The following is a 13,901-nucleotide window of genomic DNA, read 5'->3' as shown; positions in this document are numbered from 1 at the left end:
CCTACTCGAACACTCGTCGCCCAGAGTTCACCGAGGAGCAAGCACCGGTTCACTTGACCGGTCGGATCCGGACGCGTACCCACGTCACCGTAGGAGCGTGGGGTTCAGAGCTGGCCCCGGCCTCGGTTAAGGACTGGAGAGGGACTTCCCATGCGTGACGCGTACCACGAGGAACTCGACTCGATCGGCGAGGGGCTGGTCGAGATGGCCCGGCTCGTCGGGTCGGCGATCGGCCGGGCGACGACGTCCATGCTCGATGCCGACCTCAAGCTCGCGGAGACGGTGATCGCCGCGGACCAGAAGGTCGACGACCTCCAGCACGACCTGGAGGCCAGGGCCATCGCCCTGCTGGCACGCCAGCAGCCGGTGGCGACCGATCTGCGGATCGTGGTCACCTCGCTCCGGATGAGCGCCGACCTGGAGCGCTCGGGTGACCTCGCCCAGCACGTCGCCAAGCTGGCCCGGCTGCGCTTCCCGCAGGCGGCGGTGCCGCACGACCTGCACGCCACCATCCTGGAGATGGGGCAGCTGGCGCAGCGCCTGATGGCCAAGGCGGCCGAGGTGATCATCACCAAGGACGTCGATCTGGCGCTCCAGCTGGAGCAGGACGACGACGAGATGGACCTGCTGCACCGCACGCTGTTCCAGCACCTGATGGACGACCGGTGGAAGCACGGCATCGAGACGGCCGTCGACGTGACGCTGCTCGGCCGCTACTACGAGCGGTTCGCCGACCACGCCGTGTCGGTGGCCAAGCGCGTCGTGTACCTGGTGACGGGTGAGCACGCGGACGAGATCCAGCAGGCGGCACCGGTGGAGGGCGCGTAGCCCACAGCCACATACCCGCGTAGCCGGGAGGCGACGGGCGTACGACGGCGCGTAGCGGGGAGGGGCGACGGGCGTACGACGGCGCATTGCCTCGCACATGCGTTCCTGCGCATGTGCGCCGTTGATGCGCCTGCCCGGGTGGGCATGCAATGGGGTGGGGCGGCACGACTTGTCCGTGCGCCCCGGTCGTGGGCTCCTTGCGGGCCTACGGCCCTGTCGTACGCCTTGAGGAGGAACCATGGCCGATTCCCCCACGACCGAACCCCAGCAGGAGACACCCGCCGCCGACGTGACGCGCGGAGCCGTCCTCGGCGCCTGCGGCTGCGGCTCGGGCTGCGGGTGCGGATGCCAGTCCGGAGCGCCGTGCCAGTGCGGCGGCTGCTCGGGCTGACGGACGCGGAGCACCGGCGGGCGCCCCGCGCGGGGCGCCCGCCGCGTACGGCCGTCCGGGTGACGGCGTCCCGATTCAGGGCGTCCGCTCCACGGCGGGTTCCTGGCCGGGACCGGCCTCGGCACCGGCCTCGGCACCGACGGTGGGCCCGCTGCTCTCCACCGTCACGCCCTCCTGCGGCAGATTCCGCATCAGCATCCAGTATCCGAACGCCGCGACGGTGCCCAGGACCGCGCACATCCCCCAGAGCCACCCGGCCCCGAAGCGGTCGATGACCACACCGGACAGCAGCGGGGCGACCAGCGCAGCGGCGGCCCAGGAGAGCGTGTACATGCCCTGGTAGCGGCCCCGGCCGTGGGCCGGGGAGAGCTGGACGACCAGGCCGTTCTGCACGGGTGCGTTGATGATCTCGGCGACGGTCCACACGCAGATCGTCAGCGCGTACACGGCGACCGAGCCGGCGAACACGGTCAGCCCGAATCCGTACCCCGCCAGCAGCGACGACACGATGAGCAGCTGGCGCGGGTCGCGGTGCTGGATGAGTCGGGTGACCGGGATCTGGAGCACCACGATCATCACGCCGTTGACGGCGATGGCGGTACCGAAGTCGGAACTGCTGAACCCGTCCGTCCCCATGGCCACCGGCAGCCCCACGTACCCCTGCTGGAAGATCAGGGCGATGACGAAGGACAGCCCGACGACGCCCATGAACCGCCCGTCGCGCAGCACCGTGCCGAGCCGCACCTCATCGGCGTCCGAGGTGCCCGAGGCGTCCGAGGTGCCCGGCGCTCCGGCAGCGGTACGCGCGGCGGCCTTCTCCGGGCGGGACTCCGGGATCTTCATGAAGACGACGACGGCGCAGACCAGCGTCATCACCGCCTCGCCGACGAAGCCGGCGAGATAGCTGTACTCCGCGACGAACCCGGCACCGGCCGAGGAGACCGCGAAGCCCAGGTTGATCGCCCAGAAGTTGAGGGAGAAGGCGCGGGCCCGGTCCTCGGCCGGCACGATGTCGGCGATCATCGCCTGCACGGCGGGGCGGGAGGCGTTGCTCGACATGCCGACGAAGAAGGCGACACCGGCGATGGCCACCGGGTGGACCATGAAGCCGAGCACCGCCACCGACACGGCCGTCGAGACCTGCGCGACCAGCATCGTGGGCCGCCGCCCGAACCGGTCGGTCATCACCCCGGCCCCGAGCGAGGAGACGACCCCGCCGAGCCCGTGCACGGCGGCGACCAGACCGGCGTACGAGGCGGAGTAACCGCGGTCCAGGGTCAGGTACAGGGCCATGAACGTGGCGACGAAGGCCCCGAGCCGGTTGACCAGGGTGCTGGTCCACAGCCACCAGAACTCCCTGGGGAGACCGGAGACGGTGTCACGGGTGGCCCGCCTGAGACCGGCGACAGACATGCGGGTTCCCCCCGGGGACGTAAGGAATCGGATCGGCGCGGGTAAGAGGTAAGAGGCCCGCCACCGATCCGTACATTACGAACCGCGGATTCCGCCCTGCCACCCGATTGACGCCTGCCGTCAATCGAAGCCCGCCGACTGCCCCTGACTCCCGCCCGGCTCCCCGTCCCGCTGTCCGCTCCGTGGCCGGGCGCGCGCGGCCCGCACGGGTTCGATTACGCTCGGACTCATGGCCGACGCACCGTACAAGCTGATCCTCCTCCGCCACGGCGAGAGCGAATGGAACGCGACGAATCAGTTCACCGGTTGGGTGGACGTCAACCTGACCCAGAAGGGCGAGAAGGAGGCGGTCCGCGGCGGTGAGCTGCTCACGGAGGCCGGCCTGCTTCCCGATGTCGTACACACCTCGCTCCAGAAGCGCGCGATCCGCACCGCCCAGCTCTCGCTGGAAGCGGCGGACCGCCACTGGATCCCCGTGCACCGCTCCTGGCGGCTGAACGAGCGCCACTACGGCGCCCTCCAGGGCAAGGACAAGGCACAGACGCTCGCCGAGTTCGGCGAGGAGCAGTTCATGCTCTGGCGCCGCTCGTACGACACCCCGCCGCCGGAGCTCCCGGACGGCGCCGAGTACTCGCAGAGCGGCGACCCGCGCTACGCGACGATCCCGCCGGAGCTGCGCCCGCGCACGGAGTGCCTCAAGGACGTCGTCGTCCGCATGCTGCCGTACTGGTACGACGACATCGTCCCGGACCTGCTGGCCGGCCACACGGTCCTGGTCGCCGCCCACGGCAACAGCCTCCGCGCCCTGGTCAAGCACCTCGACGGCGTCTCCGACGCCGACATCGCGGGCCTGAACATCCCGACCGGCATCCCGCTCGCGTACGAACTGGACGCGGACTTCCGCCCGTTGAAGCCGGGCGGCACGTACCTCGACCCGGACGCGGCGAAGGCCGCCATCGAGGCCGTGAAGAACCAGGGCAAGAAGTAACAGCCCTCCCCCGCACACGTGGGCCCCGCTCGTGGTTCATCCACGGGCGGGGCCCCGCTGCGTCGGCGCCCAAGGCGCCGCCCCGGCCGTAGTCGCCCGCACTCCGCTAAGTTCTGTTCCCATGCCCGAACAGACGGCCGATCACGGCTCCATCATCGATGCCATCGTCAGCAGCAGTGGTCGCTGCACGCTGCCGTACCAACAGGCCCACCGAGGCGACGCCTTCGGGACGGCGTTCTGGTTCAACGATCTCCTCACCGAGGACGATGACGGGAACGCGACGTACCGGCAGTACCTGCTGACCGCAGGGGCGCTGACCCGCTACGACCTCGCCGAGATACGGCTGCGGCCCGGTCTGTCCGAGACCGCCATGAGTGCCGGCGCCCTGATGATGCTGCGGTTCCAGGAGGGCTGGATCCCCCTCGGTGACTCCGGTGTCTCGGTACTGCCCACCGCAGTGCTGCACGCCCTCGCGCGCCGGAAGAAGTGGGCCTGGGCGACCGACGAGATCACCGACGGGACGGCCGCGACCACCGAGGACATCGCCCGGCTGGGTGACGGTCCGATACCGGCGTACGTGCTCGGACACGACGTGGGGGCGGACCGCACACAGCGCGAACAGGCCGTGATCGTCGGGAATGTCGTGCGCGGCAGTGACGGTCAGGGGTTCGTGTGGGCCAGCCTCGCCCCGAAGGGCTGTGCCGGGGCGCCGGTCTTCGTCGGACTCCACCTGGAGGAAAACCGGTTCCAGCTGGTCTGCCTCGGTGTCCTGCTGCCGAGCGAGGGGCCGGGGCACCCCGTCGCCACCTTTGACCGCATCCGGGCCGCTGTACGGGAGCTGCCCGAGCAGTCCGCCGCCGGGGCCGGCACCGCGCCGGCCGCCAAGTCGCGGTGGTGGCGCGGGCGGAGGTGACGGCCCGTACCCGGCGTCGTACTCTGTGGCGCATGCGGGGAGATCGGGAGAGCGGCCATGGGTGAGCCTCTGAAGACCTTTGTCGGCGGTGCCGAGGTCGAGGTGCCCAACAGCATCCCGGCCATCCGCGCCGCCCTGCCCGAGGCGAGACGCGAGGAGTTCGACCGTGCCATCAACGAGGCCGGGGTGCACGACATCCAGGCCGTGATGCGGCACTGGATGCTGGAGGCCGTGCCCGATCCCGAGGCGGAACGCATTCTGGACCGGCTGGCGCGGGACGAGGCCGAGAGGCGGAGCGTCGCTTGAGCTTCCGGATCTCTTATGCGCCACCCGCCGACGACACCCTGGCCAAGATGCCGGACGGCGACACCTTCCGGGACCAGATGGCACGCTCCCTGGGACGCGAGCCGTACGGGCACGGGTCGTCGGCCGTCAAGGAGGAGCACGACCGCCGCGAGGCCACCGTCGCCGGGGCGATCGTGCTCTATTACGTCTCCGGGTCCGTCCTGACCGTCACCGTGGTGCGGCTCGTCCCGCTGCCCTGACCGGCGGGCAGGGCAGCGGTCGGTCAGGCCAGTAGTGGTCGGTCGGGCGCCGGCGGTCAGACCAGCTTGGCGACCTGTGCGTCGATCACGGCCTTCGGCAACTCGAAGTCGCCGCCGGAGGAGGCCGCGGCCAGGTTGAGCGAGGAGAACGAGGCGACCGTGGCGCCCTGGCGGACCTGCACGAGCTTCATGGTGCTCTTGTCGCCGTCCGACTCGATCGTCACCGTCCAGGCGGCGGCGTCCTCGCCGGCCTTGACCTGCTCCTCCGTGATCTTGACGATCTTCTGCTTGGACCCGGCCGCCTTCATCGTGAAGCCGGACGCGCACCCGGTCGCGGCGGTCCGCAGGGCGGCCACCGCCTCCTCGGCGCCCTTGCCCTCGTAGGACGAGAGCGTGGTGAGCGTCGTCGTGATGTCGAAGGCGGCCTTGAACGCCTCCTCGGGGTCGGCGCTGTCCTGGTCGGCGCCCTTCTTCGGCTCGCTGATCACCTTGCGCTGGGTGGACGCGGCGGGCGAACCGGCCTTGGCGCCCATCAGGGTGTCGGCGAAGACATCGCAGGCGGCCTTGTCCGCGGTGACGTCACCGGCGGAAACGGCGTCGGCGGGACCGGCCTTGGTGATCTTGTGGCTCTTGACGTCGCCCTGCGCGAGCGAGGCCTTCTCCAGCTCGGCGGCGGTCAGTGCCTTGGCGGCGGCGGGCTTGGCCGAAGCGGACTCGTCCGCCTTGCCCTTGTTGCCGCCGTCCTTGTCCGCCGTGTCCGAACCGCAGGCCGCGGTGAGCAGGGCCAGGGACATCACGGTCGCGGCGACAGCGGTACGGCGTATGGCAGTGGGTCGCATGGCCCATCCTTCTGTATCAGGTCGTTTCGCCCGCACGAGAGCGGCCGGCGCCGGGTTCGGCGCGGCCTGGGGAGATCGTGGGGGTGTGCCAACTCTATGAGGCGTCTGTGGTTTGGCAATCCGTCAGACCGGGCAGCGCCCCTGATCGTGACTACGTCGTGATCACTCCGAGAACGCTCTGAGCTGGGTATTCGGCCCGGTCGTCGGCAACTCGCCCCGGGGTGACCGTCCGAAGGGGGTCCGCTGATGCCGATCGATTCCGCCCTGTCCGCCGTACTCGGGTCCGTGGGTGTGCCACCGGAGCTGATCGCCTCGTGCGACCCGCTCACCGGCGGCACGTACAACGCCGTCACCCGGGTCGGGCTCACCGACGGCCGGGAGTGGGTGGTGAAGACCCCGCCGCCCGCCACCGCCGGGACCCATCTCGGGTACGAGCGCGATCTGTTGGTCAACGAGGTCGCCTTCTACACCGCGGCGGCCGGCCTCGCCGACGGGACCCCGGTCCCCCGCGTCGTGCACAGCGGGCTCGACCCGGCCGCCCCCGAGGGCGCGTACATGATCATGACGTCGTGCCCCGGGCGGCCCTGGCACGAGGTCACCGGCGCGATGGCCGACGGCGAGGAGCAGCGCTTGCGCGGGGACCTGGGCCGGGCCGTCGGCCGGCTGCACACCGTCCCGGCACCCGGCGGGTTCGGCTACCCGTCAGCGGCACTCGCCCCCTTGGCGCCCACCTGGCGGCAGGCGTTCACCACGATGACGGACGCCGTGCTGGCCGACGCGCTGACCTACGCGGCGAGGCTGCCGCGTGCGGCGCCGGACATCCGCGGACTGCTCGGCGCGGCCTCGTACGTACTGGACGACGTCACGCGCCCCGCCCTGGTCCACTTCGACCTGTGGCAGGGCAACATCCTGGTCACCGGGGAGCCGGGGGCGCGGCGGATCGGTGGGATCATCGACGGGGAGCGGATGTTCTGGGGCGACCCGGCCGCCGACTTCGTCTCACTCGCCCTCTTCGGGAACATCGAGGAGGACGAGGACTTCCTCGACGGTTACGGGGCGTCGGCGCCGGGCGGCCCGGTGGAGTTCGGTGACTCGCTGCGGCTGCGGCTGGCGCTCTACCGCTCGTACCTCTACCTGATCATGCTGGTGGAGACCGTGCCGCGGAAGACGGCCGGGGCGGATCTGGAGTGGACGTGGAACGAGGTCGCGCCGCGGCTCGAAGCGGCCCTCGGCGAGGTGGAGTCCGCGCTGCGGACAGGGCGGTGACCGCAGCGCCGACGGTCGGGCCCGGTTCGCCTTCTCCCACCGGCACGAGGGCTGCTGTCCGGTGCGCCGGTCGGGACCCCGCCGGCGCGAGACGACACGGCTGGCACGCGCAGCTGCTTCTGGGCGCGTTCGAGGTGGCGGGGGTTGGGTTCCTCGGTCACGGTGCCGTCGCTGTCGGCGAGGACGGCCAGGGTCCTGATGCCCGGGTCGATCCCGATGGCGGCATCCGGGCGGGCGACCTTGACCAGCGGCTGCTTCTCCCCGTCAGCCGGCGGGGCGCTGGGTCAGATGGGTGAACGCGTCCAGGTTCCGCGTGGACTCGCCGCGCGACACCCGCCACGCGTACTCCTTGCGGATCGCGCTCGCGAACCCGAGTTCCAGGAGGGGGTTGAAGGCGCCGTCGGCGGCCTCCAGGACCACGCCCAGCAGCCGGTCCAGCTCCTCGGGCGTGACCACGGAGAGCGGCAGCTTGCCGACCAGGTAGACGTCCCCGAGCGAGTCGATCGCGTAACTCACGCCGAAGAGGCGGAGGTTGCGCTCCAGCAGCCAGCGGTGCACCGCTGCGTCGTTCTCGTCGGGGTGCCGGATGACGAAGGCGTTGAGGGAGAGCGAGTGCGTGCCGACGAGCAGCGAGCAGGTGGTGGAGAGCTTGCGGGTGCCGGGCAGCTGGACGACGTAACTCCCGGGCGCGGGGCTCTCCCAGTCGAGCCCGGCATCGTCGAGCGCCGCCTCGATGACCTGCGTGACCTGCGTGACCTGCGTCGTTGCCGCTTCATCGGGTGCGTCAGCCATGGTCCGAGCGTACGTCGCGCCACGGGCGGCGCCACATCCGCCGGCCGCCGCGTACCTCATGGCCCGACCTCACCCACGGCTCGACCTCACACCTGGCGCGACCGCACCCGTCGCCGGTGTTCCTGCATCGCCTCCGTGTACACGTCCGCGGTCGCCGCCGCCGCCGTGTCCCAGCCGAACCGCTGGGCGTGCGCGGCGGCCGCGCCGCCCATGCGGGCGACCAGTTCCGGCGCGTCCGCGAAGCGCGCCAGCGCCTCCGCGTACGCCTCCGGGTCGTGGCCGGGGATCAGGAAGCCGCTGACCCCGTCCCGTACCGCCACCGGGAGCCCGCCCACGGCCGCCGCGACGACCGGGGTGCCCGCCGCCTGGGCCTCGATGGCGACCAGGCCGAAGGACTCGCTGTACGAGGGCATGACCAGCACGGACGCGGCCCGGAACCAGTCGGCGAGCTGGTCCTGTCCGACCGGCGGGTGGAACCGTACGACGTCCGCGATACCGAGCCGGGCGGCCAGCTTGTGCAGCCCCTCCGGCCTGGCGAGCCCGCTGCCGCTGGGGCCGCCGACGACGGGCACGACGATGCGCGAGCGCAGCGAGGGATCGCGCTCCAGCAGGACGGCGACCGCGCGCAGCAGCACGTCAGGGGCCTTCAGCGGCTGGATGCGGCCCGCGAAGAGCGGGACCAGGGCGTCCTGCGGCAGCCCCAGCCGGGCCCGTGCCGCGGCCCGCCCGTCGGCCGGGCGGAAGCGGTCCAGGTTGACTCCGGGGTGGACGACGGCCACCGCCTGCGGATCGGCCTCGTAGAAGCGGACGAGCTCGTCGGCCTCCTCCGCGGTGTTCGCGATCAGCCGGTCGGCCGCGCTGACGATCTGGGTCTCGCCGATGACCCGGGCGGCGGGCTCGGGGGTGTCGCCCTCGGCGAGCGACGCGTTCTTGACCTTCGCCATGGTGTGCATGGCGTGGACGAGCGGGACGCCCCAGCGCTGCGCGGCGAGCCAGCCGACATGGCCGGAGAGCCAGTAGTGCGAGTGCACCAGGTCGTAGTAGCCGGGGCGCTGGCCGGCCCACGCCTGCATCACGCCGTGCGTGAAGGCGCAGAGCTGGGCGGGCAGCTCCTCCTTGGCCAGGCCCTCGTACGGCCCCGCGTCGACGTGGCGGACCAGGACACCGGGCGACAGCTCGACCGCGGGCGGCAGTGCGCCGGTGGTGGAGCGGGTGAAGATCTCGACCTCGATGTTGAGCGCGGCGAGGCGTTCGGCCAGCTCCACGATGTAGACGTTCATGCCGCCCGCGTCGCCCGTCCCCGGCTGGTGCAGCGGGGAGGTGTGCACGGAGAGCATGGCGATCCGGCGGGGCTTGCGGTGGCCGCCCGGGAAGGAGCCGGAGAAACCGGCGGGGAACCTGAGACGCGGTGCGACGCGGCTGCTGCCGAGCCGAGAGACGTACTGGCTCACGTCGTCCGGTCCTCCTCGTTCAGGGCACTGGTACCGACTCGTTCAGGCACTTGAAACCGACTCGTTCAGGCATGGCACCGAAGGGGCTCACGGCCCCTTCGAAGGGCTGGAACAGCGGAACTCTTCCTTTCATTTCCGCTTTGCCAAATCATTACAGTGCGTTTCCGGCGCGTCGCCACGACGCCTGTGCGGCATCCGCTGCACGACGCTCGTTACGCTCTGTGTCATGCGCCCCATCGGCACCGCGACCCGCGGGACCACCAACCCGAACCGGCTGCGCCGCATGGACCGCTGGATCGCCGCCACCCACGGCCCCGCCCTGCGCCGCGCCGACGCCCCCGTCGCGGTCGACCTCGGGTACGGGGCCGCGCCCTGGACCGCCGTCGAACTGCTGGAGCGGCTGCGCGACGCCGAGCCGCGCACCGCGGTGGTCGGCATCGAGATCTCCCCGGACCGGGTCGCCGCGGCGAAGCCGTACGAGCGCGAGGGCCTCACGTTCCGGCACGGCGGCTTCGAGATCCCGCTGCCCGAGCGGCCCGCGCTGATCCGGGCGGCGAACGTGCTGCGCCAGTACGACGAGGGCGAGGTCGACGCGGTCTGGCAGCGGCTGTGCGCGCGGCTCGCACCGGGCGGGCTGCTGGTGGAGGGCACCTGCGACGAGATCGGGCGCCGCCACGTCTGGGTGGCGCTGGGCCCGGAAGGGCCGCGCACGGTGACCTTCGCGACCCGGCTCGGCTCCCTCGACCGGCCCTCCGACCTCGCGGAGCGGCTGCCCAAGGCGCTCATCCACCGCAATGTCCCGGGCGAGCCGGTCCACGCGTTCCTGCGCGACTTCGACCGGGCCTGGGCCGCCGCGTCGCCGTACGCCTCGCTGGGCGCCCGGCAGCGCTGGATCACGGCGGTACGGGCGCTGTCCGGCGACTGGCCGCTGACGGACGGGGTGCGGCGGTGGCGCCAGGGTGAAGTCACGGTGAACTGGGCGGCGCTGAAACCCCGCCAGTAGCCCGACACGCCGGGAACGGGGAGGATCACCCCCTCCGCCGGGAACGTCGGCCGGCCACCGTTCGTCCCAGATACGGGGAGCGGTACGGGGGAACGTGTCTGCGGCACCGGCGACCAGCCGGAATGTGCCGGAGAGGTGTGAGCCTCTGTTGCTTTTCGGTACGGCATGGCACGATCTCGTCGGTGCCATAAGTTACTGACGGTAAATCAGATCCGTTCGGGTCTGTCCGGAGGGGGAGCTCGTGAACCGACGCCACAGTGCCGCCGCGGCGATCACGCTGGTCTGCGCACTGGCCGTACTGGCCGCACCGGTCCAGGCCTTCGCCGCTCCGATACCCCCCGCGCCGGAGCAGCCGGCGAAGTCCGGGAAGAAGAGCCTCGAAGAGGTGCGCGAGGAGATCGAGGCCCTCTACCGCAAGGCGGGGGCCGCGACGGACGCGTACAACCTCGCCGAGGAGCGGTCCAAGAAGCAGTCGGGCGAGATCGTCAAGCTGGCGCAGGCCATAGTCGAGGGCCAGGCGAGGATCGCCGACCTCAAGAGCAGGGCGGGCGCCCAGGCCCGCGAGCAGTACCGCAACTCCGGAATGCCGGCCGGTGCCCAGCTGATGCTCAGCGGCGACCCGCAGCTCTTCCTGGACGGAGTCAGCCGGGCCCGCCAGGGCCAGCAGGCCGCCAAGGGGGTCCTGGGTGAACTGAACAGGACCCAGGAGGACCTGGAGACGTACACCCAGGACGCCAGCACCAACTGGACCAAGCTCGAAGCCAATCGCGTCAAGCAGGCCAAGGCCAAGAAGAAGATCAACGCGCAGATCGCGGCGGCCAAGAAGCTGGAGTCCCGCCTGGAGAAGAAGGAGCGGGCCCGGCTCCTCGAGCTGGAACAGCAGGCGGAGTACAAGTCGCAGACCGCCTGGCTGAGTTCCGGCGCCCTGAAGGAGATCAATCGCGGGGCGAGCGCGAGCGGCAAGAAGGCGGTGGCCTTCGCGACCTCACAGATCGGCAAGCCGTACGAATGGGGCGCCGAGGGCCCCTCGTCGTTCGACTGCTCGGGGCTGACGTCCCAGGCGTGGGCGGCGGCCGGGCGGCCGGTCCCGCGCACCTCGCAGGAGCAGTGGCGGCAGCTGCCGCACATCGCCATCAAGGACATGCGCCCCGGCGACCTGATCATCTACTTCGGTGACGCCACGCACGTCGGGATGTACGTCGGCGACGGCGCGATCGTGCACGCCCCGCGCCCCGGCCGCAACGTCACACTCGCGGGGGCGGGCTCGATGGAGATCCTCGGAGTCGTGCGCCCGGACAAGTGACGGCCAGGTGACGGCCTGCCTTAAGAGAGCCTCAAGGCACCCTTAAGGCCGGCCGGAGAACGGGCCGGACGCGGGCAAAGCGCGGGCGGAGTCCGGAAACGGCGCTGATTCCGGCCCCGCCGCCGGGCCCGGATCCACCCCCGCCCCGCAGCCGTGACCCGCGCCACCCGGGGCCCGGCGCGGCACGTGACCTTTGTCATGTGCCGGAAACGGCCGCGCCCCCGGCGCATCCCGCCGGATCTGCGTCCTTCCGCGGCTTAAAGCCCGCTCCGGAACGGCGGACACGTATCGAGCGCCATTCCGTTCCCACATCCCGTACCGCTATCGTCCCCGTCTGGCGGGTCGTCGATCGTCGCTCCGCCGCGCCCTCGGGGGGAGGGAAGGAAACCCGATTTCGATGCCCGTACCCGTACCGCAGCAGCGTTCCGTTCCCGCTGCGGAGACCAGCTATGGCGCCGACCTCACCCTCCTGGTGATCGAGGACGACCCCGCGGGCACCCTCACCGTCCCGGAACTCCCGGCCGCGGCCGGCACCCGGGTCCGTATCCGTACCGCCCGTAATCTGACCGAGGCCGGCCGGCTCCTCACCGACGACGTGGACTGCATCCTGCTGGACCTGGCCCTGCCGTCCGGCGGCGAGGCACGTACCGCGCAGGGGCAGGAGGCGGACGGGCTGGCCACCCTCAAGCACGTCCTGCGGATCGCGCCCCGGCACGCCGTACTCGCCCTCACGGCGCAGGAGGACGCCGAGCTGGCCGCCGAAGCGGTACGGGTGGGGGCGCAGGACTACCTCTTCCGCGACGAGCTCGACGGCAGGCTGCTCAGCCGCGCCATCCGCTACGCCGTCGAACGCAAGCGCGCCGACGTCGCACAGCACCAGCTCACCGAGTCCCGGCTGCGGGCCCAGGAGAACGCCCGCCTGGAGCGCGGCCTGCTCCCCACGCCCCTGCTCGACGGCTCCGATCTGCGCTTCGCCGCCCGCTACCGCCCCGGCCGCAGCCGTGCGCTGCTCGGCGGGGACTTCTACGACACGGTCCGTACGACCGACGGCACGGTCCACGTGATGATCGGCGACGTCTGCGGGCACGGCCCGGACGAGGCGGCGCTCGGCGTGGAGCTGCGCATCGCGTGGCGGGCGCTGACGCTGGCCGGGCTCTGCGGCGACGAACTGCTCTCCACGCTCCAGCAGGTCCTGGAGCACGAACGGGAGAGCGAGGAGATCTTCGCGACCCTCTGCACGGTCGACATCGCCCCCGACGGACGCCGCGCGGGCCTCTGCCTGGCGGGCCACCCGGCACCGCTGATCGCCCGCCAGGGGCGGGCCGCGCACCTGCTCCCGTACCAGGACGGCGGCCCGGCACTGGGCCTGCTGCCGCGCGCCCGGTGGCCGCGCCGGCAGGTGGAGCTGGGCGGCTCCTGGAGCCTGATGATGTACACGGACGGACTGATCGAGGGCCGGACCGGAATCGGCACGCAGCGCCTCGGACAGGACGGAATGGTCGCGATGATCAACCGCCAGCTGACCGAGGGGCTGACCGGCGAGGACCTGCTGGAGGCGGCCGTCACCCACGTCCGCGAGCTGAACGGCGGCGAACTGACGGACGACGTCGCGGTCCTCCTGCTCGACCGCGACGAGGACATCGTGCGCCGCAGGGCGCACAACGGCGACCGGGGCCGGAGCATTCCGCGCCCCCGCCCCGGACAGGTGTCACCCGCAGGCGCTCAGCGCCCGCCGTTGTAGGGACCGTACGGCCCGTCGCTGCTCGATCCCCCGCGGCGGTTGCCGCCGCCCGTGACGGCCTTGAGCGCGGGCCGCACATCCACGAAGAACACGATGGTCGCGACCAGCCCGGCGAGCTGGATGAAGAGCATGGGCACCCAGAGGTTCACCACCACCGTGACGCCGAGGATGATCAGCCAGAAGGGCTTGGTCCGCTTGTCGGCAGCCCGGTAGGCGTCCTCGCGGACGACCGCGGCCATGATCAGGGCGACCACGGCAAGGACCAGCATTGCCGTGTAGATCAGCCCGAGGATTGAATTGAAGCCTTCGAGCAACATGATGTGCACCGCCTAGTAGGTGGATGAGCGCCTCGCGGCCAAGGTACCGGGACAACGGCCGGAGCACCCCGAAAGGTGCCCGACCGTCCTTCCGGCACTCCTGCCGGCCGT

At 71.5% G+C, this 13,901-nt stretch carries 15 protein-coding genes; 10 read left to right on the top strand and 5 right to left on the bottom strand.

Going from position 1 to position 13,901, the window contains the following annotated elements; genetic code table 11:
- The first annotated feature begins 150 nt into the window (after positions 1-150).
- Both phoU and AB0I52_RS18825 read left to right on the top strand, forming a co-directional pair.
- Positions 151-828: a phosphate signaling complex protein PhoU gene (gene phoU, locus AB0I52_RS18830; RefSeq protein ID WP_024489694.1), complete on the top strand. Its 678-nt coding sequence runs from the start codon at positions 151-153 to the stop codon at positions 826-828.
- Between the two features lie 238 nt (positions 829-1,066).
- Entirely contained in the window at positions 1,067-1,219 is a 153-nt protein-coding gene (locus AB0I52_RS18825; RefSeq protein ID WP_363073906.1) for a hypothetical protein, read from the top strand.
- 75 nt (positions 1,220-1,294) lie between these two features.
- On the opposite strand, the gene AB0I52_RS18820 is transcribed toward AB0I52_RS18825, so the two are convergent.
- A complete protein-coding gene (locus AB0I52_RS18820) occupies positions 1,295-2,632 on the bottom strand; it encodes an MFS transporter (protein ID WP_363073904.1) in 1,338 nt (445 codons plus the stop codon).
- A 229-nt stretch (positions 2,633-2,861) separates the two neighbouring features.
- On the opposite strand from AB0I52_RS18820, the gene AB0I52_RS18815 reads away from it, so the two are divergent.
- The 4 genes from AB0I52_RS18815 (at position 2,862) to AB0I52_RS18800 (ending at position 5,078) form a co-directional block, all read left to right on the top strand.
- The gene (locus AB0I52_RS18815; RefSeq protein WP_363073902.1) at positions 2,862-3,620 is read left to right on the top strand and encodes a phosphoglyceromutase; all 759 of its coding nucleotides are present in this window, start codon (positions 2,862-2,864) and stop codon (positions 3,618-3,620) included.
- A gap of 121 nt (positions 3,621-3,741) precedes the next feature.
- Positions 3,742-4,533 carry a hypothetical protein gene (locus AB0I52_RS18810; RefSeq protein ID WP_363073900.1) on the top strand — a complete coding sequence of 264 codons (792 nt, stop codon included), beginning with the start codon at positions 3,742-3,744 and terminating at the stop codon, positions 4,531-4,533.
- A 57-nt stretch (positions 4,534-4,590) separates the two neighbouring features.
- A complete protein-coding gene (locus tag AB0I52_RS18805; protein WP_362959612.1) occupies positions 4,591-4,839 on the top strand; it encodes a hypothetical protein in 249 nt (82 codons plus the stop codon).
- Positions 4,836-5,078, top strand: a complete 243-nt coding sequence (locus tag AB0I52_RS18800) for a hypothetical protein (protein ID WP_363073898.1) — start codon at positions 4,836-4,838, stop codon at positions 5,076-5,078. Before AB0I52_RS18805 ends, AB0I52_RS18800 begins: the two co-directional genes overlap by 4 nt.
- Positions 5,079-5,134: 56 nt before the next feature.
- On the opposite strand, the gene AB0I52_RS18795 is transcribed toward AB0I52_RS18800, so the two are convergent.
- On the bottom strand, positions 5,135-5,917 hold the full coding sequence (locus AB0I52_RS18795; RefSeq protein WP_363073896.1) for a hypothetical protein: 783 nt from the start codon (positions 5,915-5,917) through the stop codon (positions 5,135-5,137).
- Positions 5,918-6,163: 246 nt separating this feature from the next.
- Here AB0I52_RS18795 and AB0I52_RS18790 point away from each other — a divergent pair, with 246 nt between their 5' ends.
- Entirely contained in the window at positions 6,164-7,183 is a 1,020-nt protein-coding gene (locus AB0I52_RS18790) for an aminoglycoside phosphotransferase family protein (RefSeq protein ID WP_363073894.1), read from the top strand.
- 264 nt (positions 7,184-7,447) lie between these two features.
- Here AB0I52_RS18790 and AB0I52_RS18785 read toward each other — a convergent pair whose 3' ends face one another.
- Both AB0I52_RS18785 and mshA read right to left on the bottom strand, forming a co-directional pair.
- The gene (locus AB0I52_RS18785; protein ID WP_363073892.1) at positions 7,448-7,975 is read right to left on the bottom strand and encodes a YbjN domain-containing protein; all 528 of its coding nucleotides are present in this window, start codon (positions 7,973-7,975) and stop codon (positions 7,448-7,450) included.
- A gap of 86 nt (positions 7,976-8,061) precedes the next feature.
- Positions 8,062-9,426 (bottom strand): D-inositol-3-phosphate glycosyltransferase, encoded by a 1,365-nt coding sequence (gene mshA, locus AB0I52_RS18780; RefSeq protein ID WP_363073890.1) that lies wholly within the window; start codon positions 9,424-9,426, stop codon positions 8,062-8,064.
- Positions 9,427-9,652: 226 nt separating this feature from the next.
- On the opposite strand from mshA, the gene AB0I52_RS18775 reads away from it, so the two are divergent.
- The 3 genes from AB0I52_RS18775 (at position 9,653) to AB0I52_RS18765 (ending at position 13,473) form a co-directional block, all read left to right on the top strand.
- Positions 9,653-10,429: a class I SAM-dependent methyltransferase gene (locus AB0I52_RS18775; protein ID WP_363073888.1), complete on the top strand. Its 777-nt coding sequence runs from the start codon at positions 9,653-9,655 to the stop codon at positions 10,427-10,429.
- Positions 10,430-10,670: 241 nt separating this feature from the next.
- Complete coding sequence (locus AB0I52_RS18770) at positions 10,671-11,732, top strand: NlpC/P60 family protein (RefSeq protein WP_363073886.1); 1,062 nt, start codon at positions 10,671-10,673, stop codon at positions 11,730-11,732.
- A 397-nt stretch (positions 11,733-12,129) separates the two neighbouring features.
- Complete coding sequence (locus tag AB0I52_RS18765; protein ID WP_363073884.1) at positions 12,130-13,473, top strand: fused response regulator/phosphatase; 1,344 nt, start codon at positions 12,130-12,132, stop codon at positions 13,471-13,473.
- On the opposite strand, the gene AB0I52_RS18760 is transcribed toward AB0I52_RS18765, so the two are convergent.
- Entirely contained in the window at positions 13,455-13,790 is a 336-nt protein-coding gene (locus AB0I52_RS18760; RefSeq protein ID WP_362959637.1) for a DUF2516 family protein, read from the bottom strand. The genes AB0I52_RS18765 and AB0I52_RS18760 overlap by 19 nt on opposite strands.
- Positions 13,791-13,901: the final 111 nt, after the last annotated feature.

This window comes from Streptomyces sp. NPDC050423 (assembly GCF_040655445.1).
In the GTDB taxonomy this organism is placed as follows: domain Bacteria; phylum Actinomycetota; class Actinomycetes; order Streptomycetales; family Streptomycetaceae; genus Streptomyces.
The sequence above is the reverse complement of the archived record's forward strand: the minus strand, read 5'-3'. Positions and strand labels throughout refer to the sequence as shown.

Bases quoted from the DNA above. Each gene is read 5' to 3' on its own strand.
- AB0I52_RS18810 (WP_363073900.1), top strand. From the start codon at position 3,742: ATGCCCGAACAGACGGCCGATCACGGCTCCATCATCGATGCCATCGTC.
- AB0I52_RS18760 (WP_362959637.1), bottom strand. From the start codon at position 13,790: ATGTTGCTCGAAGGCTTCAATTCAATCCTCGGGCTGATCTACACGGCA.
- AB0I52_RS18765 (WP_363073884.1), top strand. From the start codon at position 12,130: ATGCCCGTACCCGTACCGCAGCAGCGTTCCGTTCCCGCTGCGGAGACC.
- AB0I52_RS18785 (WP_363073892.1), bottom strand. From the start codon at position 7,975: ATGGCTGACGCACCCGATGAAGCGGCAACGACGCAGGTCACGCAGGTC.
- AB0I52_RS18775 (WP_363073888.1), top strand. From the start codon at position 9,653: ATGCGCCCCATCGGCACCGCGACCCGCGGGACCACCAACCCGAACCGG.
- AB0I52_RS18815 (WP_363073902.1), top strand. From the start codon at position 2,862: ATGGCCGACGCACCGTACAAGCTGATCCTCCTCCGCCACGGCGAGAGC.
- AB0I52_RS18820 (WP_363073904.1), bottom strand. From the start codon at position 2,632: ATGTCTGTCGCCGGTCTCAGGCGGGCCACCCGTGACACCGTCTCCGGT.
- AB0I52_RS18790 (WP_363073894.1), top strand. From the start codon at position 6,164: ATGCCGATCGATTCCGCCCTGTCCGCCGTACTCGGGTCCGTGGGTGTG.
- phoU (WP_024489694.1), top strand. From the start codon at position 151: ATGCGTGACGCGTACCACGAGGAACTCGACTCGATCGGCGAGGGGCTG.
- AB0I52_RS18795 (WP_363073896.1), bottom strand. From the start codon at position 5,917: ATGCGACCCACTGCCATACGCCGTACCGCTGTCGCCGCGACCGTGATG.
- AB0I52_RS18805 (WP_362959612.1), top strand. From the start codon at position 4,591: ATGGGTGAGCCTCTGAAGACCTTTGTCGGCGGTGCCGAGGTCGAGGTG.
- AB0I52_RS18825 (WP_363073906.1), top strand. From the start codon at position 1,067: ATGGCCGATTCCCCCACGACCGAACCCCAGCAGGAGACACCCGCCGCC.